This is a genomic window from Gimesia fumaroli (assembly GCF_007754425.1).
GTDB lineage: Bacteria > Planctomycetota > Planctomycetia > Planctomycetales > Planctomycetaceae > Gimesia > Gimesia fumaroli.
In genome coordinates this window covers 1,686,826-1,709,115 of record NZ_CP037452.1, presented here as the reverse complement: position 1 = coordinate 1,709,115, position 22,290 = coordinate 1,686,826, and the positions used below count along the sequence as shown (strand labels likewise).

At 48.8% G+C, this 22,290-nt stretch carries 16 protein-coding genes; 11 read left to right on the top strand and 5 right to left on the bottom strand.

Features of this window, described 5'->3' with window-relative positions:
• Window positions 1-4 precede the first annotated feature (4 nt).
• The 4 genes from Enr17x_RS06550 to Enr17x_RS06535 all read left to right on the top strand — a co-directional run bounded on the left by Enr17x_RS06550 (window position 5) and on the right by Enr17x_RS06535 (window position 5,483).
• Window positions 5-901: a polyprenyl synthetase family protein gene (locus tag Enr17x_RS06550; protein WP_145307020.1), complete on the top strand. Its 897-nt coding sequence runs from the start codon at window positions 5-7 to the stop codon at window positions 899-901.
• On the top strand, window positions 901-2,814 hold the full coding sequence (gene dxs, locus Enr17x_RS06545; RefSeq protein ID WP_145307018.1) for a 1-deoxy-D-xylulose-5-phosphate synthase: 1,914 nt from the start codon (window positions 901-903) through the stop codon (window positions 2,812-2,814). The genes Enr17x_RS06550 and dxs overlap by 1 nt, the downstream gene beginning before the upstream one ends.
• A gap of 56 nt (window positions 2,815-2,870) precedes the next feature.
• A complete protein-coding gene (locus tag Enr17x_RS06540; protein WP_145307015.1) occupies window positions 2,871-4,271 on the top strand; it encodes a hypothetical protein in 1,401 nt (466 codons plus the stop codon).
• Window positions 4,272-4,547: 276 nt separating this feature from the next.
• Window positions 4,548-5,483, top strand: a complete 936-nt coding sequence (locus tag Enr17x_RS06535) for a GGDEF domain-containing protein (protein ID WP_145307013.1) — start codon at window positions 4,548-4,550, stop codon at window positions 5,481-5,483.
• A gap of 29 nt (window positions 5,484-5,512) precedes the next feature.
• Here the strand turns inward: Enr17x_RS06535 and Enr17x_RS06530 are convergent, their stop codons facing one another.
• The 3 genes from Enr17x_RS06530 to Enr17x_RS06520 are packed head-to-tail and all read right to left on the bottom strand — an operon-like array spanning window position 5,513 to window position 10,656.
• Window positions 5,513-7,852, bottom strand: coding sequence for a parallel beta-helix domain-containing protein (locus Enr17x_RS06530; protein WP_145307011.1), 2,340 nt, complete (start codon window positions 7,850-7,852; stop codon window positions 5,513-5,515).
• Between the two features lie 36 nt (window positions 7,853-7,888).
• Entirely contained in the window at window positions 7,889-9,586 is a 1,698-nt protein-coding gene (locus Enr17x_RS06525) for an aldehyde dehydrogenase family protein (protein ID WP_145307009.1), read from the bottom strand.
• 59 nt (window positions 9,587-9,645) lie between these two features.
• Window positions 9,646-10,656, bottom strand: coding sequence for a DUF1559 domain-containing protein (locus Enr17x_RS06520; protein ID WP_145313937.1), 1,011 nt, complete (start codon window positions 10,654-10,656; stop codon window positions 9,646-9,648).
• Between the two features lie 403 nt (window positions 10,657-11,059).
• Between Enr17x_RS06520 and Enr17x_RS06515 the strand changes: the two genes are divergently transcribed.
• From Enr17x_RS06515 to Enr17x_RS06490, 6 genes are all read left to right on the top strand, one after another.
• A complete protein-coding gene (locus tag Enr17x_RS06515; RefSeq protein ID WP_145307007.1) occupies window positions 11,060-11,674 on the top strand; it encodes a TetR/AcrR family transcriptional regulator in 615 nt (204 codons plus the stop codon).
• Window positions 11,675-12,091: 417 nt separating this feature from the next.
• Window positions 12,092-14,149 carry a carboxy terminal-processing peptidase gene (locus tag Enr17x_RS06510; protein ID WP_232100974.1) on the top strand — a complete coding sequence of 686 codons (2,058 nt, stop codon included), beginning with the start codon at window positions 12,092-12,094 and terminating at the stop codon, window positions 14,147-14,149.
• Between the two features lie 171 nt (window positions 14,150-14,320).
• Window positions 14,321-15,397 carry a beta/alpha barrel domain-containing protein gene (locus Enr17x_RS06505; protein WP_145307005.1) on the top strand — a complete coding sequence of 359 codons (1,077 nt, stop codon included), beginning with the start codon at window positions 14,321-14,323 and terminating at the stop codon, window positions 15,395-15,397.
• A gap of 100 nt (window positions 15,398-15,497) precedes the next feature.
• A complete protein-coding gene (locus Enr17x_RS06500) occupies window positions 15,498-16,529 on the top strand; it encodes an ABC transporter ATP-binding protein (RefSeq protein WP_145307003.1) in 1,032 nt (343 codons plus the stop codon).
• 80 nt (window positions 16,530-16,609) lie between these two features.
• A complete protein-coding gene (locus tag Enr17x_RS06495; protein WP_145307001.1) occupies window positions 16,610-17,434 on the top strand; it encodes an ABC transporter permease in 825 nt (274 codons plus the stop codon).
• A gap of 408 nt (window positions 17,435-17,842) precedes the next feature.
• On the top strand, window positions 17,843-19,093 hold the full coding sequence (locus tag Enr17x_RS06490) for an MFS transporter (protein ID WP_145306999.1): 1,251 nt from the start codon (window positions 17,843-17,845) through the stop codon (window positions 19,091-19,093).
• A 21-nt stretch (window positions 19,094-19,114) separates the two neighbouring features.
• On the opposite strand, the gene Enr17x_RS06485 is transcribed toward Enr17x_RS06490, so the two are convergent.
• Window positions 19,115-19,381 (bottom strand): hypothetical protein, encoded by a 267-nt coding sequence (locus Enr17x_RS06485; RefSeq protein ID WP_145306997.1) that lies wholly within the window; start codon window positions 19,379-19,381, stop codon window positions 19,115-19,117.
• Window positions 19,382-19,913: 532 nt separating this feature from the next.
• Here Enr17x_RS06485 and Enr17x_RS06480 point away from each other — a divergent pair.
• On the top strand, window positions 19,914-20,954 hold the full coding sequence (locus Enr17x_RS06480) for a fatty acid desaturase family protein (protein ID WP_145306995.1): 1,041 nt from the start codon (window positions 19,914-19,916) through the stop codon (window positions 20,952-20,954).
• 123 nt (window positions 20,955-21,077) lie between these two features.
• Here the strand turns inward: Enr17x_RS06480 and gcvT are convergent, their stop codons facing one another.
• Window positions 21,078-22,175, bottom strand: coding sequence for a glycine cleavage system aminomethyltransferase GcvT (gene gcvT / locus Enr17x_RS06475; RefSeq protein WP_145306993.1), 1,098 nt, complete (start codon window positions 22,173-22,175; stop codon window positions 21,078-21,080).
• Window positions 22,176-22,290 lie beyond the last annotated feature (115 nt).

The following is a 22,290-nucleotide window of genomic DNA, read 5'->3' as shown; positions in this document are numbered from 1 at the left end:
TTGAATGAGTCATAATTCTCTTTCCTTTAAAGAAGCCTGGAGCGAACTTCAGACCCTGGTCAATCGCCACCTCCTCAATGCCCTCGATCAATCAGCTGACTGTCCCCCGATTCTTAGAGAAGCAATGTCTTATAGCCTTTCCGCAGGGGGAAAACGGCTGCGGCCGATTCTGGTGCTACTCAGCTGTGAAGCCTGTGGTGGAGAAAAGGAAAAGGCACTTCCAGCCGCCTGTGCCATTGAAATGGTGCACACATACTCCCTGATTCACGATGATTTACCGGCCATGGATGACGACGAACTCCGTCGGGGAATGCCGACAAATCATATCAAATTCGGAGAAGCCAACGCGATTCTCGCTGGCGACGCTTTGTTAACCCGCGCCTTTGAGATTATGTCGGGACAAATAGCTGCAAAGTCTTGTGCCGCTGAATGTTGTGTTGACCTGGCGAATGCCGCAGGTGCCGCCGGAATGGTAGGAGGACAAGTCGCAGACTTAGAATCAGAGCATCGAGAACACTCGACTCTGGAACAACTGGAAGCAATTCACCGCCGTAAAACAGGTCGACTGATTTGCAGTGCCCTCACACTGGGAGCCCGGATTGCAGGTGCAGATGCTGTAACCCTGGAAAAGCTGGAAAGATACGGCACTTGCATAGGTTTGGCATTTCAAATTACCGATGATCTGCTTGATTTAACCGGTGATGAAGAAAAAATGGGAAAAGGCGTGCGAAAAGACGCCGAACACGGTAAATTAACCTACCCCTCCCTGATTGGCGTTGAAGAAAGTCGCCAACGCGCTAAAAATTTGATTGACGAAGCGTGCCTCTCGATCGCCCCACTAGGGAGCCACGGCCAACGATTGGAAGAACTGGCCCATTTTATATTGGAACGAGACCACTGATGAAAATCGAAATACTGCCACGGATCAAGTCACCGCTTGATATGCAAGCTTTATCCGGGAGTGAACTCGAAACCCTCGCTGCAGAGATTCGTGAAGTTTTATGTACGGTCGTGGAAGATCGCTCAGCCCACTTTGCCAGTAATCTCGGCGTCGTCGAACTCTGTATTGCCCTGCATCTCGCCTATGACTTTTCAAAAGATCGACTCATTTGGGATACCGGGCACCAAATCTACCCCCACAAATTACTCACAGGTCGCTACTCCCAGATTTCCACAATCCGTCGCAAAGGGGGATTGATGGGTTACCCCAATCCGGAAGAAAGTGAATATGACCTGTTCATGACCGGTCACGCGGGTGCCAGCGTTTCGACCGTCCTGGGTTTGAAAGCGGGCGACGACCTGACTGGTGAAACGGAACGTAAATCAGTAGCTGTAATCGGCGACGGCGCCCTTCCCTCAGGCGTTGTCTTCGAAGCCATGAATAATGCAGCCGGCCTGAATAAAGACGTGCTCGTTATTCTCAATGATAACAAAATGGGAATCTGTCCCCGCGTCGGCGGCTTGGCAAAATATCTGGATAAAGCCCGCGTTGCTCCCTTCTACAATGGCTTAAAGCGAGATGTCTCCTGGTTATTGAACAAAGTTCCCGTCGTAGGCGAGTCAATGGAACACACGCTGGGCAGCTTCAAAGAAGCCGTTAAAGGTTTCCTGCATGGCGGGATGCTGTTTGAAGAAATGGGCTTCCGCTACATCGGCCCCGTGGACGGTCATAATATTGAAGAACTGTCCGGCTACCTGGAGATGATCAAAAACATCAAAGGCCCTGTATTGCTGCACGTCTTAACCGAAAAAGGACACGGTTTCGAACCGGCTACAAACGACCCAGTCTCCTTCCACGCACCAGCTCCCTTCCAACGAAACGAAGAAAACGAAATTGTGCCCATCGAGAAACCGGGCAGCAGTGCATCCAAAGGATTCACCGATGTGGTCAGCAGCGCTGTCTTCCAGGCGATGACAGACAACGAACGGGTCGTGGTCCTGACTGCCGCCATGTGTGCCGGCAATAAACTGGGTAAAATCCGTGATGGATTCCCGGATCGTTTTTTTGATACCGGCATCTGTGAAGCACACGCTGTCGCCTTCGCTGGGGGGATGGCAAAAGCGGGTCTTAGGCCGATTGTTGATATCTACAGCACGTTCCTGCAACGTAGCTTCGACCATATTTTCCAGGAAGTCTCACTACAAAACCTTCCCGTTACCTTCTGTATGGATCGGGCAGGAATTGCCGGAGAAGACGGTCCCACACACCACGGCGCGTTTGACAATACTTATATGCGCTGCTTCCCCAATATCGTGATGATGTCCCCCGGGGATGCCCGAGATGTCGAACCGATGCTCGAATTCTCCCTGAATTATGACGGCCCCACAGCCCTGCGCTACCCGAAAGCCCCCGCAGATTCGGTCGAACGCAAGGTCGCTCCCGTGGAATTGGGCAAATCGGAAGTCTATGTCTGGGGCAAGGATGGCATGCTCATCGCATTTGGTTCCCTGTTCACCAATTGTATCCAGGTCGCCGAGCAACTCCGGGAAGAAGGCCTTGATGTTGGCGTCATCAACGCCCGTTTTGCCAAACCCATCGATGCCGAGGTCATTCATCGGGCGATTCAGGAATCGGGCTTTGTGATTACCGTTGAAGAAGGTACACTCTGTGGCGGTTTTGGTTCAGCGGTTCTGGAATCAGCCAATGAGGCAGGCCTGAATACCAGTCACCTCAAACGACTGGGGATTCCGGACCGATACATTGAACATGGCAACCGGAGCGAATTACTGGTCGACCTGGGTCTGGATGTGGCTGGAATCCTGGCAACATCACGCGAAATGGCTCACCAGACTAAAGTTGCGGTAAACGAGTAAATTTCCTTCTAACATTCTCCAATCAGTATGGACGCTTGATTTACGGAGCCTTCCGAATGTTTTCATTGAGTGCTGCGATTCCCTCACGGATTTTGTGTTTCCTCATTTCGCTGTTGGCGGTCAATCTGATTTCAGATCTGAAATCAGCGGATGCGGAAACTTATGAATTCAGAGAACCCATTCAAGACTCTCGCACCTTTAACGTGGACTCCACAATCAACGTGGAAGGTCAACTCGAAACGGCAATCAAATCGGGCAAAGCCAGATCACTGACGCTGAATGTGGAAGGCAAGCTACAATACCTGGAACGCAGACTCCCAGGAACCGGACGCGACGCTGAAGCACTCCGATCTCTGCGTTACTATGAATCGGCAACGGCCAACATTGACGTGCAGGGACAAAAAACATTTGCTCGCGGAAGAGACAAACACCGTATGATTGTGGCGGAAGGCAAAACGGAAGGCCTCTCTCTGCACTCTCCTACAAGCCCCCTGATGCCGTCCGAACTGGAGTTGCTGAACTCACCGGGAGACAGCCTGCCCGTAATCGCACTCCTGCCACAATCTGATGTCGAAGTCGGCGAAGCCTGGACTCCCGATCGCTGGGTCATCCAGTCGTTAACAGGACTTGAAGCCGTCCTCAAATCAGAATTGACCTGCAAACTGGAGTCGGTCGAAGGCGATCTGGCCGTCATCAGCTTTCAAGGGAGTATCGAAGGTGCCACTGTCGGTGCGCAAACAGAAATTTCGGTAACAGGGAAAATTCAGTTTCGTTTAGACCAAAACTTCATCAGCCATCTGGAGTTGGAGCAGAAAGAAAAGCGGTCTGTCGGCTCTGTCAGTCCGGGTATGAAAGTGACTGCACATGTCAACTGGGACCGCAAACTGGCACCAGCACCGGGGCCCCTTACCGATGAAGTACTCGCTTCGATCCCACTTGAAACGAAACCGGAAGCAAAGTACCTGAGCTTCGAGCCCCCCTGGGATGTCCGCCTCTTACTGCCAAGAGACTGGTATGTTTTTCATCAGACCGGACAGGTCGCCGTCCTGCGATTACTGGATAAAGGCAGCCTGATTGCCCAGGCCAATATCTCAAAGATCCCGGCTGTAAAAGCAGGCGAACACACGCCCGAAGAACAGTTCCAACAAGACATTCGTACTTCACTGGGTGATCAATTAATCAAGATTCTTAAAGCGGAAAACCTCTCTCCCAAAGATGGTCGATACATTCATCGCGTCACAGTAGCCGGTAAAGCGAATGAAATTCCCGTGCAATGGATTTATTACCTCTGCACAGCACCAACAGGCAAACAGATCTCTTTTGTCTTTACAGTCGACGAAAAACTGGTTGAACAACTGGGCAATCGAGACACCGACATCGTGCTCAGTCTCGAATTCCTGGAACCAAAGCCCGCTCCGGTTCAGGCAGGCCCCACGGAAGCCAGCGAGCGGAAATAATACACCGCAGTTTCATCTGCCTTCAAACCCGGTCTGCGATGCTTCTGTAAATCCCTGCGCGGAACAATCAGAATAATCCCTACATTCCTTGACTGAGATTTCGCTCTGAAGTCGAATTGTAGGAAACATTCCTCCCATCTGCGCACTAAGCTTCATCTATGGTGGAGCTGTTCAAAGCGCTACATCAATGTCATTTCTGACAACACATTTACCCAATAACAAAAACTTCATCTCCTTTGGGCGAGAGAACTATCCTTCCCAGTCAGGAAGAGAATCATGATGACAACCCTCTTAGTATCTATGATTTCCCTCACAAATGATGTGCTGATTTTATTTGGAGCGGGACTTCTCATTGCCGTCAGCCTTGGTTTTACGGCTGGCTATTTTTTCGGCAAAACTGCACCTGCACGGCATCTCCGCCGTGCCAAAAAGCATATCCAGGGTTGTTATCAACATGTAAAAGAAGCATTAGATACCGCCCAGGCTGCCTGCAGCATGCTTGAAAAATTCCCTGGAATGGTGCTGACCAATGAGCAATCCAGTGAACTGAATAAAAAACGTTCCAACCTGCTGGAACTTATCACACGATTGGTAGATCGAAAGAATTCAGATCAGGACCAAGCCAAAATAGAATCAAAAACAGACAAAAAGAAAAAACAGAAATTCCCAGCGATGCAATGGGCTCTCGAGCCGGAACATGTCCATTTAAAACTCCCCGATACATCCGCGTTTGAAGCCAACATGGAAATGCTGCTGCTGGGAAGCACTTCAAGTGAGCAGACCTGTGGCTTACTACTCGTCCAGATAAATCAGTATGACCAACTCAAAGAACGATTCGGAATTATGGCTCCGGTCAAGTTCATGAAAACGATCTCGCGACTGGTGTTACACAAAATTAGAGATGAAGACGTGATCTGTGTCTGGAAATCCGACACACTGGCAATCCTGTTCCCCGGCTATTCGCTCGATGAAGGCCAGGCCAATGCAGAAAACATCCGCGAAGCCATTCGCCATCACCACTTTCGTCTGGAAGCCACCAGCCCGGAAGTCGTCGTGACCGCCAGCCTCGCTTATATTAATTGTGTTCCCGGTGACTCTGCCGAACTGGTACTGGAACGCGGTTCTCATGCTTTAGCAAAGTCTCAGAAAAAAGGCCGCAATCAGCTGATCATTCAAGACAGCCACTCCTACGAGCACAAAGCCGCCGTTTAGATCAACAGCAAGGTGACTACAACCACAATCTAAGGCGAGGGCTTCTTCGCAGGGTCCGGCTGCATTTCACCAATCCACTGTCGAATCAAATCGACGGCTTCCTGATGCACAATGCGGTTCCCGATATTCGGCATCCGCGCTGCGAGATCGTTGGATTGCAAGCGGTGCATCAGAATCGATTTTTCCGGTTCACCGGGAACAATATCGTAATCGCGTCCGCCCGATCCCCGACCTGCCGCAACCGGAGTTTTCCAGACACCGATTTTCGCAGGGTCTGATTGCGTTAAACGTAAATCCAAGCCCGTTGTTCGGGCGTTCCCACCAGGACTATGACAGTGCGCACAATTCACCGAAAGATAAGCACGCACGCGTTGGTCCAGTGTTCCAGATTCCGGTTCGTCAAAATCCGCGAGAACTTCGATCGACTCTGGTTTAGGAGCCGCTTCCAGAAAACGATTGCGAGTCAGATAAGCCAGTTGATTCTCTTCCCCCTGAGCATAATGATAAAGTCGATTCAGATTGGCGGCCGTCGGCCCAATAGGCACGTACTTATCGTGATGACTATGACAACTGATGCATTGATTGGCATTCGGTATTAAATGTCGTGTTGAACGTGATTTCCCATCGGAGTGAATCCAGGAGACATCCACTTCTCCTCCCCCCAGACTCAATTCCGCCTCTGTCTGCTCCTCATTCCAGATATAAGAATATCCATACCAGCCGGTCTCTTTGAGAAATTCCACTCGCGTTTCCAACAGGCGTTCTCCCTGTGAAGGATCGCGCAGATCATTCAAATAGGAAAAGGTTTTGATCAACATCGTCCCCACCGGAAATTCAAGAACGCCGGCTGACTTGAACTTGATTTGCCCCCCTTCAGGTAATCGCACAAACCGATACTTGGATGTGTAATCGGTAAATAGAGTCGTAATCAAATCATAGGGGATCACACCTTCGACGGGTTTCTGTGATGCTCCGTTTCCCTGAAACAGGCCCAGTTCCGACAGCTTGTTTGGGGCAGCATAATACACGAGCAGGGTCGTATTTTTCGTTGGCTGTGGAACACCATGCGGTTTGAGTTCAACCGATTTGAGTGGTGTCAGCGTCCCTTCAAACGGCGCCATGTCTGGACTGGGCCGATATTTGCCCGCCGCAATATTGACGGGATTCAGATTACTGAAATCGATATTCAGAAACTTCGCATCCCCGTTATTCGATAGCCGCAGGCCTTGTTCCAGCGGAACTTTTCCATCAACCTGCTTTTGTGGATTGATCACACCATCATACACAATCGCAGGCAGCGGTGTGCCGACGATGGACTTCAGAACTAATCCAAGTTCGCCATCAGGAGCGGTGCCGCCCCTCTTTATTTGATTGTCATGAATCGAAATTCCTTCCGGATACGGATCGTAGTTTTGATCCTTCAATTTCTTTCCATAGATCAGAAAGCTGACCACCGAGATGCTAAACGAATGATTATCCTCGATTTGATTTTCGAAGACTTCCACATCATCGGTTGCCATCACCAGTATGCCTGAGCCTGAAGGCACAGAAGCGACCATATTCCCTTTGGGGGCAAAATTGGGAGTATTGTTTTTGAAGATCCGATTCCGGAATAGACGTACGTGGCGTCCATTCTTCTGAGGAAGCCCTGGCAAGTCAAACACCAGCAGTCCGCCGGTATTCTTTGTGACAATATTCCCATAGACGTCCGCATTAATCGTGTTTTCGATCTCAATGCCGGCCACATTTGATTCAGCGCGGCAGTTTCTGACAACGACATCAGTCGACTGACCGACATAAATGCCCGCGTCGGCTGCTCCAATCGCAATACAATCTTCAATCAACACATTTTTACACTGAACCGGATAAAGCCCATAGGCACCATTGGTTGTTTTGGGGCCTCCCGTCCATTCAGTGCGGATCCCTCGAAAAGTTACGTTCTCAGCCCCTAAAACTTTAATGGCATTATGACTGGTGTCTTCCACCGCGAACTGTTCCAAGACAAGGTTATCTCCACTTGCCAGTAAACCAAAACTGCCGTCCGTCTGATGCTTAAAAGAGAGGACCGTTTTCTCATGGCCTTGACCACGAATCGTGACGTTGTCTGTCACCAGATTCAGTCCGGACCGCAGCTCATACTTCCCCGCTTCCAATATCAGCACATCACCAGGGATGGCTTGAATCAAACGAGACTGAAATTTAAATTGAAAATCAGGACCAGGCGAAAACGTATAGGTCGCCGACTCCAATTTTGGCGCAGTCGACTCCGCCGCCTCACCCGGATTCCCTGAGGAAAAAATCACAGCGACCAGAACAAGGCCTGCGAAACGGAATGTTTTGTGAAATGTAAACGGAATGGTCTGTAGCATATCGAATCAACCTGCGCTGAGTTTACTCGAAAATAGTTATTTGAAGACGACAGAAAGGCCCACGCGTAAAAGGTTCATCAACGAAGGCTGACAATACAAATTCATCAGCCCCCAGCCAACTGCTTCCGGATTCGAGTGCGAGGGAAACCAGACCGGTTTCGGAAACAAAGTCAACGGACCATACAACACCGTCTTTTCCACATCCGATAGAAAGAAGGTGTTATGGACGTTTCCAATTCCACTTTGGACATTGGTTAAATCAGCCCCCGGTGCCCCTCCCCAGGGAGTGGACATAAACGCATAATTCAAAGCAGGCCAGTGATTGACTCCCACCGCGCCATAATTCAAACGGGAAAGACAACGATCCAGAACATCCCGATTCTTTTTTTGAAATGCATCCGAAACCGTAATGGTGGCACACAAGGTCCCCCACACTTCCTGATTCACAAAATCAACGGCCCGTTCGAGAAACTCGGTATAGGTATCAGCCTCGAGCGCGGTTTCCGCACAAACACAGACAAACGACTCTTCCCGAAACAAGTGTGGTGACTGTCGTGGGTCGGTATTGCGAAGCAACTTCCAAGGCAGGTACTCTTTATCCTTGGGAACCTCCCCTGTAAACCGTTCCCAACGCTCGGCCGCCCCCGGATAATAGGCATACCGGCTGGGAACCTGCTCCAGCTGATGTTCAATCATCGTTAAAAACCGGTCACGTTGCGACCAGTCGGCAGAGGTAATGATGACTTTCGTCGCCAGACAATTAAACGAAGCGTTATTCACTATCGAAGCTGCAATATTTTCTGCTTGAAACTGCAGCTGCTTTTCTGAGTACGCACCGGGAACGACAATCCAGGGAGACACATTTCCCAACTCACTACTAATCGGCACATCAATCAGAGGCTGGTTCTTCGCTTTCCGAGACTCCCGTTCTCCAGGATCACTGCCCCAGACAATCGCATCGTGTGTCTGCGTCGATCCGGTAATATGAATCCGATCGATATCGGGAGCCGACACAAGATATTCGCCGGCGGCAGCATTACCATCCACGATTCGTAACAGTCCGGCTGTAATTAACGGCTGGAACGCCTGTTCGAACACCGGTTTCAGATATGCGTTGACCGGGTTCATTTTCAAAAGAACCCGCTCGCCATCCTGTAAAATTTTCGTCAACACATCCGTGGCGGGGATCGCAGAGACATTCCCTGCCCCCAATACCAGTGTCAGCGACATTGATCTACTGCACTCTGAGTTTAATTGAGAGAGATCAAACAACGACGTCGATTCCACACCCGGCTTTAACCATGCCTCTGCCTTCAAACCCGCGAAAACTAACGCGTCATAAATCCCACTGGTGGGAAACACGGGCACGCACCATTGCTGCTCTGTTGACAGCTTTGGAGATCCCGGAAGATGAGGTTGACCAGTATTCGAAATTGTTTTCAAACTGATCAATAAGACTTGCAAAAACCGTGCAACAGAAACCGGCCCTGCCAGAACTTCCTCCGCGCGAACCGAACTGTCCTTCGGTATGCGTTTCGCTTGACAGGAAAGATTAACCCATTCCTGTGCAACAGTAGAAAGACTGAGCAGACACTGCTCTGTCAATTGAATCCGCTGCGCGACAGAAAAGCCAACCGACGTCCGGTTGGCTTCCGCCAGTTCTTTTAACGCCTGATCAAGGTCAGACTGATTCGGAATCGATACACCTTGCTGATGCAGGATCGTTTTCTCCATCGTTGCAATTCACATTCCACTTCAAGTTACAGCGAGAGCGGGATACAACCGATTTATGGTTAAGGTGTCTCGACGACTTCTCCGCCCTGAATCGTGGAAAGTGCCTGATACACGCCCAGATCGATATTCTCGCTGATGAAATGAACCGAACCATCTCCATACAGGAAATGAGCTCCGCCAACATGCTGGCTGCGGAAATTACTGGTCGCATCCGCGCCGGTGCCAAAGGTGCAATTAGAAAAATTTCCAAGGTCGATCAGTGACTCGGTCGTGAATTGTTTATTGATCCGGTCAGCGGTACTTCCAAAGACACTGGCCCGCGGACCACCAAACAACCCCGCTTTAAAATCAGATGGAGGGGGTTGTGCTACTATCCAGCCTTGTGTTGCTTCGACTGGTGTCGCTGGCACGGTATTGCAGCCTTGCCCCTCACACAGCATAAACTGAGGCCCGGTTGCCCCTTCTCCCATCGCGATTGTATTGCTCGAGCCATCGATGATGTCCCGCATCTTGGCCCCCTTGTTGAGGTCAAACATCCCTTTGACATTACTGGAGTGATTACTGGTATTACACCAGGCCACATTCGATCCACGACACATCAGATACGTTGTAATCCCCAATGTTCCCATCGCAGGTATCACAGCGTCCAAGGCGGGCTCATGAAGCGGATTTGCCCCAACATTGGAGGGACAAACAAACATCGGAATCACTGTTCGGGCCACCGCGGGAGTCTGGTTATCCCAGGTTTTTGAAGCATCATAGAGATTCGACAAATTCGCCTGATCAAAATAAGGCAGCATCATCACAATCCCGTTGGCAAAAAAGTCACCCCCACCTGAAGAGCCCGGCTTGAGACTCACCCCCAAAGGAAAAGTGGTAAACGATTCGTGATAATTGTGCATTCCCAATCCAAACTGCTTCAGATTATTTTTGCACTGTGATCTCCGGGCGGCTTCGCGTGCCTGCTGGACTGCGGGTAACAGCAAGGCGATCAGAATCGCAATAATTGCGATGACCACTAACAACTCAATGAGTGTGAATCCTCTTTTCAGAGGTTTACGATGTGCCATGACGCTACTCCTCGCATATCCAGAAGGGTAAGAAATTGACTATTCGTAAGTGCCCAAGGCACAAAAAATCAAAACTCGAACATTCAGGCTTACGCCTGGCAGTGTGATAAAGCCGAAACGGCAGCGAAGACAGGACCCGTAAGAGAATTACCTCTCTTAGACTCATTAATCTGAGTCAAAAATACAGGTTTTTCGTCTAAAAAGATTGAATAACCGGTAACGTTACCGTTACATTTATACTAATGCTACCCTGCTCTGTTTTCGAATTCAACATAATTCTAGACAAAATTATGCTTCTAAATAGAGAAAACGGATTGACCAGACACCTGATTCATCTACGGTTTCTTCACATACTGAAATGTGGTAGCTATACTCGACTCTTCTCACTTCAAATGGAGTTCGAATGACATTAACCGATGCAGAAATGATCCCTCCCAAAAAGGAAGTCAATTCCCAGGAAGCAATTCTGAAAGCGGCCATCGAGGAATTCGCTGAACGGGGAGTCGATGGTGCTCGAATCGAATCCGTCGCACGTCAGGCCAAATTTAACAAGTCACTCATTTATCGTTACTTCAATGACAAACACGGGCTATTTGAAGCAGCCTTGAAAAGTAAACTCGAAGAACGAAGTGAGAATGTCGAAAAAATCCCCATCGATATTGAAGAAGTTCTGCAGTTCTACTTCGAAGAAAACTTGCGCGACCAGAACTACGTACGGGTCCTCTTAAATGAAGCACAGCAGAATGAAGGCGCGCCGCTCATCGACGAACCCTGGCGGCGTGAATACTACCAGAACCATATCAATCGCGTTAAACAATCACAGGCAGATGGCACGATTTCTGACGAGTTTGATCCGGTCTCCCTGATGCTGATTTTCACTGCTCTCGTCTTTTTCCCGGCGACTTTGCCACAACTGGCCCAAATGATTTCCGGGCACAGTGTTGATTCCGAAGAGTTCAAAGTGATATGGAAGGAATGCCTGGGAACGATCGCAAAACTGCTTCAACCAGATGAATGAGCCAAATACGAATTGAAACATTGCATAAATCTTTTATTAAAAGACACTTAAGACAAACCAACAGATCGTAATTCCTGTAATCAACTTCGTCCGCGCTAAAGCAAGTCGAACTTTTCCTCAATTTGAATCAGATCCGGACAAAATACAGGTAATAATGGCCAACAGAAAACGCGCGATGAACGTACTAAACTTCACTGGCGTTATGATATAAGGAAATTCACGTAGTTTTCTGTGTCTCGCTGGTAAATCGGCAACTGATAAGTAGATGGGGTTCGAGAGTCCTGGAAATGTCATCTTGTTCTGTTTTCTCTGATCCTATAATATCAAACAGTTAACATGAGTGAATTCCCGGCTCACGACCGGTTATACAAACGGTTTCTCAATATCACCTCCAATCCAAGTAAACGGACGAAACTTATGAAGTTAAATCCTCCCTCAAAAGCAGCCTCTGCTCTTAGTCTTTGCATGTTTCTCCTCTTGGGGACAGCGATCTTCGCGCAGCAGGCGAATGTTTCTGATTCAGCCAGCGATTCTGTCACCGCAAAGCGGGTTTGTGCGATGGTCAGCCGTTTCCATATTAGCGGCAAACCGATCAATGATGAAGTTTCTCAAAAATTGATGCGACGGTTCATCAAGCAACTCGATCCACAGAAACTCTATTTCTACAAATCAGATATTGCCAGTTTCGAAGCGGAAAAGAATCAACTGGATGACAAGCTGGCTGTGGGAGATGTCAAGTTTGCCTACGATGCCTTTGATCTGTACCTCAAACGACTCCAGGAACGAATGGATTACGCTCAGCAACTGGTTGACGTTGATCATGACTTCACTGTCGATGAATCAATTGTCGTTGACGCCAAAGAGCTGGATTTCGCCAAAGATCAATCAGAAATGAATGAACGTTGGAGAAAGCGAGTCAAATTCGATTTGCTGAATCTGATTCTGGAAGATACCGAACTCGCCAAAGCACGTGAGCAGTTACATAAACGTTACCGCAATAACTTGCGAACCATGGCGCAAACAGACAACCCCGAGAAGCTGGAAATGTATTTGAGCGCGTTAACACACTGCTTCGATCCTCATTCCAGCTATATGTCACCACAAACTCTGGAAGACTTCCGTATCAGTATGGAACTCAGTCTTGACGGGATTGGTGCTGCTCTGCGTTCAGAAGACGGCTATACCGTTGTTGCTGAAATCGTTCCCGGCGGTGCCGCCGATGCCGATGGACGTCTCAAAGCGGGTGATAAAATCATCGCTGTTGCCCAGGAAGACGGTGACTTTGTTGATGTTGTCGAAATGAAATTGAGCAAAGTCGTACGCTACATTCGTGGTAAACGAGGAACCATCGTTCAATTACGCGTTAAAAAAGAAAAGAACAGCGCTGTTGAAATCTATAAGTTAACACGCAAGAAGATTGAATTAAGTACTTCCGAAGTCAAAGGCAAGATTATTGAAACCGGCGAACGCCTCCCCGGCAAAACCGGACGCATCGGTGTCATCAGTATCCCTTCCTTCTATCGTGATTTCCGAGGTGCTCAACGGGGTGATGAGAACTTCAAAAGTACTGCCCGTGATGTCCGTAAAGTCCTCTATGACTTCCGGGATCAGGGTGGCGTTGACGGAATCGTGATTGACCTGCGATTCAACGGTGGTGGTGCTCTCAGCGAAGCCATTGAAGTTTCTGGTCTGTTTGTGGATGAAGGTCCTGTCGTCCAGGTCAAACAACCGGATGGCGAACGTAAAATCCACAGTGATGTTGAACCGGGTGCGGTTTACACCGGTCCGCTGGTTGTCGTCTGTAACCGTCTGTCTGCATCAGCTTCAGAGATTTTCGCCGGCATGATTAAAGACTACAAACGCGGCATCATCATTGGTGACACTACCACACACGGAAAAGGAACCGTGCAAAACGTGATGCCGGTCAGCAACCAGATGTTTAGTTTCCTGCGAGGCCAGGATCTGGGTGCTTTGAAACTGACCATCAACCAGTTCTATCGTGTTAATGGCGACAGTACCCAAAACCGGGGCGTTCGTTCCGACATCGTACTGCCTTCACTGATCGATAATATGGACCTGGGAGAATCATTCCTGGATGATGCGATGGAGTTTGACAAAACTGAAGTCGCACAATTTGCTCCGGTTGGCATGGTCAGCCAGCAAATCCTCAAACGCCTGCAGCAATCCAGTACTCAACGTGTTGTCGCAGACAAAGAGTTCAAAGAAACACAGGAAGAGATCAACAAATATCTGAAAAAGAAAAACCAGAAAACGATCTCGCTTGTCGAAGCCGAACGTCGAAAAGAACTTTCAAACGACAAAGAAAAAGAAGATAAGAAAAAGGAAGAAGAAGATAAGAAAAAAGCCGAAGCCGACAAAGAGATTTTCAAGAAAGATTACTACAACGATGAAATCTTGAATATCACCGTCGACTATCTGAATGTTCTTAAAAACATGAATACAGTCCAACGCTAAACTAATTCGTAACTAGTCCCCTGAACTCCGGCCCCTTCATTGAGGCCGGAGTTTTTTTGTTGACGATCTCACAACTTCCACCACTACTGTCATCTCAGCGATAAAACTGTTACACTGATTGAAAGATAGCGTCAGACATACTTGCCTCAGTTCTATCTTTCAGGTTGCCTTATGCGAGCTTCTCAGCAATACCCACGCTATGATATCCGGCAAACGTATCAGTGGAATTATGACAATGCACCTGCGCCGGTTGAATTGGAACCGGCGGACCTTCCAGGCTCATGGTCATTCTGTGGCTTGCCCGTCTCTTCCCCACTGGGAATCCCGGCAGGACCATTACTGAATGGAAAATGGGTACGCTATTATGCCAGTCTTGGATTTGATGTTCTGACTTATAAAACCGTCCGCTCTTCAGCGCGTGCCTGTTACCCGCTCCCCAATTTACAGCCGGTTCAGACAACTTCGCTAGTGGGTGGAGAACAACGGGTCTCCCTCTCGGAAACGATGCAAGGGAGTTGGGCGGTTTCCTTTGGTATGCCCTCAGCTTCGCCTGATGTCTGGCGCAAAGATATTGAACAGACCCGAACACTTCTCTCTGCAGAGAAAGTCCTCTCGGTATCTGTTGTAGGTTCCCTGCAACCTGGCTGGTCACTCGAAGAACTGGCAGACGATTATGCCCTCTGCGCCAAGTGGGCCATTGAAAGTGGTGCCGATTGTATTGAAACAAACTTTTCCTGCCCCAATGTCTGTACTCGAGATGGTCAGCTCTATCAACAGCCAGAGGCAGCGGCGCTGGTCGCCAGTCGAGTCAAGCAGATCACCGGTTCTGTCCCCTACCTCATTAAAATCGGCCATGTGCCTGATCAATCTCAGGCCCAGGAGTTCTTACAAGCCGTGCTGCCATTTGCATCCGGCATTGTTATGACGAACAGCGTTGCCACAACCGTCGTTGACCAGAAACAGAACCTGCTGTTTGGAGGCGAACAACGGGGCATCTGCGGTACTGCCACGAAACAGGCCTCACTCAATCAGCTCAAAATCTTCACAGACCTGATCTCGAAGTTGCCAGCTGAAGCAGACAAACCTCATTTGATTTCCTGTGGAGGCATCAGCTCTGCCAGTGATGTCAAACAGTTTCTGGCCGCCGGCGCTCAGGCAACGCACCTGGCGACTGCTGCCATGTGCGACCCACTGATCGCCTGTCAAATCCGCCAAGCCCTCTCGAATTCAGTAGATCTCTTTGTCTGAAATGACTTCTGTTATATCAAACGCCGTTTGCGCTTCTGTTTTTTCTGAATCCGGTACTTTGTCGCTCGACCCGAAACGACGGGTACCGTAAGATGACGACATGAATGCCATCGTCGTTAAAAATCTCGAAAAAACATACAAAGTCTACCAGAAAAAAGAGGGAGTCATCGCTTCTCTCAAAGGGCTTTGGCGACGCGACCATAAAACCGTGCAGGCTGTTTCCGATGTCAGTTTTTCCATTGAGAAGGGGGAAATGGTGGCTTTTCTCGGCCCGAATGGCGCCGGCAAAACCACGACTCTGAAACTTCTGGCAGGACTGATTTTCCCTTCTGCCGGCGATGCCACTGTTCTAGGACACATTCCCTGGAAACGCGAAAATGAATACCGCCGCCGTTTTTCGCTGGTAATGGGTCAGAAGAATCAGCTCTGGTGGGACTTGCCTGCCCAGGAATCATTTCGCCTGCATAAAGAAATTTACCGGATCGATCCGCAGCAATATACACGTCGCATCGATGAATTAACGAGCCTGCTCGAAGTACGACATCTGATCGGCCAACCCGTGCGTGAACTTTCCCTGGGCGAACGGATGCGGATGGAACTGATCGCAGCCTTGCTACACAAACCGGACGTCCTGCTTCTGGATGAACCCACGATTGGCCTGGATGTGGTTTCCCAACGCCGTGTGCAGGAGTTCCTGAAATACTATCAGGTCGAACAGAAAACGACCGTTGTTTTAACAAGTCATTACATGAAGGATGTCGAAGCGCTCTGTAAACGCGCAATCATTATCAACCAGGGCTGCATCAAACACGATGGCCCTTTAAGCGATATTCTGGATCGATTCAGTAACTACAAAATTATGGACGTCCAGTTCGATGGGGATGACCTCCCCCGTGACTTTTCACAATGGGGTGAAGTCATTGAATATGAAGCACCGCATGTCAAACTAAAAGTGCCACGCAACAAAATTCCTGAGATCCTCTCGAACCTGCTTTCGAAATATCGCATTCTGGATGTGGGAGTTCAGGAACGACCGTTGGAAGAAGTCATTGCAGAAGTGTTTACCGAACATAAAAATGATGCAGATCGTGCAAAAGAAGAAAGCAATCTGCTGCAATCAACGACCGAATGATCAAAGCCTTGAGACACGTTTATCACGTCAATTCCGTTTGGCACTTTGTTTTGAATTTCACCTTTCAACTTCAGTAAATCATGATTGCCAGCCTGCGAACAAACTGGATCATTCTCAAAACCTCGGTAGAAGAACGACTCGTCTACCGGGGAGATTTCGTGTTTGCCACTCTGGTTCGCTTCCTGCCGATTGTCACTCAGATTTTCCTGTGGGGTGCTATTTACGGAGTTCATTCCAAGGACCCCGTCGGTTCCATCAAAGGTTACACTTACCACCAGATGGTTGCCTATTACCTGCTGGTGATGGTGGGGCGCGCGTTTTCCAGTATGCCTGGTCTTGCCAATGGAATTGCCAATGATGTTCGTGAAGGAACCATCAAAAAGTATCTGATTCAACCGATTGATATGCTGGGCTATCTCTTCTGGGCGCGCATGGCGCACAAGCTCGTGTATTATATGGTCGCAATCGGCCCTTTTATTCTCGTATTCTATCTCTGCCGGGATTACTTTACCGGCTGGCCCGATGCCTTTACGATCACGGCCTGGATTCTGTCACTGATGATGGCGTTCCTCGTCGGCTTCTTAATTGAATCGCTGATCGGCCTGATTGCGTTCTGGTTCCTTGAAGTCAGCTCGCTGATCTTTATCTACATGATGCTGAATTACTTTCTCTCAGGTCACATGATCCCACTGGACCTCTTCCCAGAGCCGTTAAGCCAGTGGATGCAGATGTTGCCTTTCAAATATCTCGCTTACTTCCCGGGGACCGTAATCCTGGGAAAATACTCGCATGAGGAGCTGATTTTCGAATTGTCCATGGAAGTGTTCTGGATTATTGTGCTCTTTTCATTAAATCGCATTGCCTTTCAACGGGGCATCAGACGCTACAGTGCCTTTGGGGGTTAATCCCATGATTCAGGACTCAATCGCTCTCTTGACACCTTCAATCACCCCGATTTTCATGTAATTCGTCTGCTTCCCACTCCCTTCTACCACAAAGTTTCATATTTCTGCCTTAGACGGATGCGCGCTGACCTGCTAAAATGCTTATGAAAGGCTGAGTGTACTTTCGTCATGAATGACCCGCCGCAGGATGAAAGTCGCTGCTTCACTGAGGTCACGAACTTAGATGCCACTGCTGGTGTCTATCAATTGTCCCCCCCTTTTCAGCCTCCTGAATCGATATGAGGGACATGCTGTTTTTTCTCGCGTTCAATAAATTTGAACCTAAGATGTGAGCGAAAAAGAGTTTGAGTCCCAAAACACAGTGCTCTTAAATCCGACAATCAATTACAGTTTGAATAAAAAAATCAAATGTCTATCACCCCCGTCGTTCCCACGAATGAAGAGGAACCCATTTACAATCGGCTGTTTTGGCTTTGCTATCTGGCGAACGTACTTTTAGTCACCGCAAATGCCCTGACGTTTCGCTTCGCCGATTTAATCACATACCTGGGGGGCACCGAAGAACTCGTCGGTGATATTGTCAGCTGTGGGGTGTTCGTTGCCTTGATTGCCCGCTTCTTCCTCGGACAAGGCATTGACCGCTATGGGGTCAGAAGCCTTTGGGCTCTGTCCGCTGTCATATTTGTATTCGGTGCCGGCGGGATGGCCCTCTGCCGCTCACTGGGATGGCAAATCTTTGCACTTAGAACATTTTTCGCGACAGGCATTGCTGGCATGTTTACCTGCTCTGTCGTGCATATTCAGCAAAAAGTTCCCCAGCATCGCAGGACAGAAGTCATCGGCAGCCTGGGCAGTAGCGGCTTTGTCGGAATGATCCTGGGTACGCAGGTCAGTGACTGGATGCTGAAATGGTTTCCACCGGGCAATGACCAGTTCTACGCTTTATTCGGTATCCCTACGATTCTGGGCATCTGTTACTTTATAATCGTCCTGATCGTGACACGCAATGATACCCATCGTCGTCCCAAAGTCACGCCGGCCGCACATCAGCTATTGTTTCGCTTCTGGCCGGGACAGGTCGTAGTCATCGCCATCATGATGGGTCTCAGTTTTACCGTGGTCAGTGTGTTCTTAACTCGCTTTGTGACACAACGGGACCTGGGCGGCATTGGAACATTCTTTGCCGGCTATGCCACATCTGCCTTTGCCATTCGCATCATGACGCGGCGCTGGGGCGAAACGGTAGGACGAAACAAAATGATTACTATGGGGCTGATGGGACATGCCATTGGTCATCTCATATTGCCTTCCATCACACGCGAATGGCAATTAATCGGACCTTCCATCTTATGTGGCTTTGGGCACGCCCTGCTCTTTCCCGCCGTCGTTTCTCTGGGAACCGAATCATTCCCTAAACATTATCGCGGCACAGGAACCACGATCGTACTTGGTTTCTTTGATGCAGGAGCCATCATTTTTGCTCCGATCATGGGAAGTATTATTGATCGCTGGGGGATCGTAGCGATGTTCTACACATCGGCATGTATCATGACTCTAACCGCGGCCGTTTACACGGTTACGGCTAATCATAGCCTCAGCAAAGACATTGCAGCCACTCCAGAAGAACTTTGTGCAACTCTGGAAGAGGCGGTCGACTGACCAGGAAACCCCGACAACCGTTTATTGAATCGCGCCCGACTCAATATCCTGAACCACTTCTGCCAGGATCGCAGGATCCGCAGATTTGAGGACATGCGCAATCCGAGTCGGCGGGACATTCAGCCGTTCCATCAGTTCCCGCGCTCGCTCCCAGAGCTTCTCTTTTTTCTTGCCCTCTGTCAAAAACAGATTCGTGCAGAGCTCGGAAAGTTTTTGCTGATCAATGGAATCCCGGTTATCGTAGTAACGTTTGATCACATCCTTCTGGTAATTTGAAAATTCTGCCATCGGAAAGGCTTCACTCCTGAGCTCAATTCAAGAAATATTTCTGTACAATGGGGTGCATCCCTGCTGAACTGGGATAATGCAGATTTTTATCGGTTTGAAAGGCCTGAGTTTTGACTAGAATTTAGGCTCTGGTCTGATCTATTAGAAAATAAATTGATATTGGGCTTCCAGCAATTAAAATGATATTTAGAAGCAGGAATTGATAATTCACCAATAAGAAGGATTATTGTACGATTTTGTGCTGGCTGTATACTCCCAGATCAATGCAATTTTCGTAAAATACCCATTGCGTACATTACTCCTGAGTCGTCAAAATCCAAAAAATAATGACATCATGAGCGCCAGATCACAAGACATGATGCAGTAATCAACCCAAAAGGCCGAAATTTCTGATTAGTTGACTCACCGTTTTTCAGTGAGTAACATTTTACCAAGTTTAAGTTGTATCTATTGTAACACGAAAGTGTTACTCATAACTGGTTAAATAAAATATTAGAAAAGTGCTGGTAGTTTATTAAACCCGGAGCGAAACGTGTCCGTCACACAATTCACTGAACAAGAGTTGAAGGATCTGGAAGAGAAAACGACCATACCCCGTTTTTTATTCCTCCCCTTGGGATTGGTTGGACTTTGGTGCCTGGCCGTTTACTGGCCTAGCAATGCCATTGGCTGGCAAGCATTTTGGACTTTATTTACGTCCTATTGCCTGTTCTGCTGGACTAGCTGCTTTCATGAATGCTCACACCACACTCTGTCTGGATCGAAAAATGCCAGTATCTGGCTCGGACGCGTGTTGGGAACAGCGATGTTTGTACCTTACACGATCTATCGAGAAAGCCACATTCGCCATCACGCGTACTTAAACAAACCGAGTGACTGGGAGCTCTGGCCTTACTCTGATCCAAATACCTCGCTTCGTTTTCGCAGAGTCTTTATCTGGTTCGACCTGGTACTGGGCCTGTTTATGGCTCCCTATATTTATGGTCGAATTTTCTGGCACAAAGACTCGCCTCTGAAAGACCCTAAACTCCGCAAAACCATCCGTTATGAGTACATGGCCATGGTTCTCTTCTGGGGCTCCGTCATCGGCGTCTGTGCCTACTATGATGCGATCTGGGGCCTGTTGCGGGTCTGGTTTTTGCCTCACTACCTTGCTGGGATCTATCAAAACACCCGTAAATTTACCGAGCATCTCGGTATGAGCAGCTACGATCCGATGCTGGGAACGCGTACTGTCGTTGGCTCGAATATCATCACCAGATTATGTACTTACTTCAATTTTGACATTTTTGTACATGGTCCGCACCACCGACATCCTCGGATCGCCCATAACTTGCTACTGCAAAAAATGGATGACTACCAGGAACAGAACCCGGATGTGAAATACCCGGTCTTCACCAGCTACTGGGGTGCCATCATTGACATGGCTCCATCATTCATCTTCAAGCCGGGTGTGGGAATGAATGCCGGTGCTCCCGCTCCCGCCAAAGAGAAAAAGCAGATCGATAATTTTGTGCAGGATGTCGCCAAGGAAGTTCTGGCTGATCAAGATCACGTCAGTAAGCCCACTTAGTCTGAGCTCCCTCTGACCTGAAGTTCCTCTGCTACGTCAATGCGAAGCTTCTGCTTCGCGCACAGTTTGTACGCTCAAAACGAGTGTCTCACTTGCTTGCAGGTGCCTTAACGCTATGACTTCTTAAGTGTCGCGTTTATAAAACGGCAGTTCCGTCAGTTTAACCGGAATTCGTTTTCCGCGAATATCCGCTTCCAGCGTCTGACCTGTTTTGGCAAACGTCGCTTCGACATAAGCCATCCCGATCGGCATGTCGAGTGTAGGTGAAAAAGATCCGGATGTCACAATCCCAACCTGCTGATCTCCTTCAAACAACAGACATCCTTCACGGGCCGCCCGTTTTCCTTCGAGAGTGAAACCGACACGGACCTTTCGATCTTCTCGGCCTTTAGCGGCAATCAAAGCATCTTTACCGATGAAGTCCGCCCCCTGTAATTTCACTGCAAAATTCAAACCGGCGGTAAACGGATCTGTTTGCTCATCCAGCTCGTGGCCGTACAAAGGCATGGCTGCTTCTAATCTCAGTGTATCCCGGCATCCTAAGCCAGCAGGAATGAGCCCCACAGCCTCTCCGTCTGCAATCAGACGCTCCCACAGAGTGACTGCCTGCGTTTGATCCAACACTACTTCAAAGCCATCTTCGCCTGTATACCCCGTGCGGCTGACCAAAGCATCAACGCCCAAAACCTGAGTTTCCACGCCGTAATAATATTTGATCTCGCTCAGATCTGCCTCAGCCAGCGGATTTAATACGCCCAGTGATTCAGGTCCCTGCAACGCCAGCATGAACTTTTCACAGGTCCGGTCATCAATCTGGACATCAAATCCCTGTCGTTGCTTCTCGATCCACTCCACAATTTTCAGACGATTGGATGCGTTCACGACCAGCAGATAAAAACCGGAAAACCGGTAAACCAGCACATCATCCAGAATTCCGCCCGCTTCATTTGTGACCAGAGAATACCGAATCTGCCCCGGCTTAAGGGACTCCACGTTATTCGTCAGCAATCGATCCAGAAAACGGCAGGCATCCGGCCCCGAAAAAAACAGGCGTCCCATATGGGCAATGTCAAACAAACCGGCCGTTTTTCGTACTGCCTGATGTTCTGTAGTAATATTGGAATACAGCAGGGGCATTTCCCAGCCGGCAAAATCGACCATGCGACCGCCATGGTCAACATGCCATTGATGACAGGCAGTAGATAACAATGAATCAGACACGGGATTTCTCTCTTTAATATCTGTTGAGAACAGAATCTTTGCTGGAACGGAAACGGGGGTTCTTTTCTTAACGAGGCTGTTCTATTGTGGAAGCTTGCCTGCTGTCACGCAATCA

What these genes read in the sequence shown, in the direction of transcription:
- Enr17x_RS06550 (WP_145307020.1), top strand. Translation starts at nt 5, where the DNA reads ATGAGTCATAATTCTCTTTCCTTTAAAGAAGCCTGGAGCGAACTTCAG.
- dxs (WP_145307018.1), top strand. Translation starts at nt 901, where the DNA reads ATGAAAATCGAAATACTGCCACGGATCAAGTCACCGCTTGATATGCAA.
- Enr17x_RS06540 (WP_145307015.1), top strand. Translation starts at nt 2,871, where the DNA reads ATGTTTTCATTGAGTGCTGCGATTCCCTCACGGATTTTGTGTTTCCTC.
- Enr17x_RS06535 (WP_145307013.1), top strand. Translation starts at nt 4,548, where the DNA reads ATGATGACAACCCTCTTAGTATCTATGATTTCCCTCACAAATGATGTG.
- Enr17x_RS06530 (WP_145307011.1), bottom strand. Translation starts at nt 7,852, where the DNA reads ATGCTACAGACCATTCCGTTTACATTTCACAAAACATTCCGTTTCGCA.
- Enr17x_RS06525 (WP_145307009.1), bottom strand. Translation starts at nt 9,586, where the DNA reads ATGGAGAAAACGATCCTGCATCAGCAAGGTGTATCGATTCCGAATCAG.
- Enr17x_RS06520 (WP_145313937.1), bottom strand. Translation starts at nt 10,656, where the DNA reads ATGGCACATCGTAAACCTCTGAAAAGAGGATTCACACTCATTGAGTTG.
- Enr17x_RS06515 (WP_145307007.1), top strand. Translation starts at nt 11,060, where the DNA reads ATGACATTAACCGATGCAGAAATGATCCCTCCCAAAAAGGAAGTCAAT.
- Enr17x_RS06510 (WP_232100974.1), top strand. Translation starts at nt 12,092, where the DNA reads ATGAAGTTAAATCCTCCCTCAAAAGCAGCCTCTGCTCTTAGTCTTTGC.
- Enr17x_RS06505 (WP_145307005.1), top strand. Translation starts at nt 14,321, where the DNA reads ATGCGAGCTTCTCAGCAATACCCACGCTATGATATCCGGCAAACGTAT.
- Enr17x_RS06500 (WP_145307003.1), top strand. Translation starts at nt 15,498, where the DNA reads ATGAATGCCATCGTCGTTAAAAATCTCGAAAAAACATACAAAGTCTAC.
- Enr17x_RS06495 (WP_145307001.1), top strand. Translation starts at nt 16,610, where the DNA reads ATGATTGCCAGCCTGCGAACAAACTGGATCATTCTCAAAACCTCGGTA.
- Enr17x_RS06490 (WP_145306999.1), top strand. Translation starts at nt 17,843, where the DNA reads ATGTCTATCACCCCCGTCGTTCCCACGAATGAAGAGGAACCCATTTAC.
- Enr17x_RS06485 (WP_145306997.1), bottom strand. Translation starts at nt 19,381, where the DNA reads ATGGCAGAATTTTCAAATTACCAGAAGGATGTGATCAAACGTTACTAC.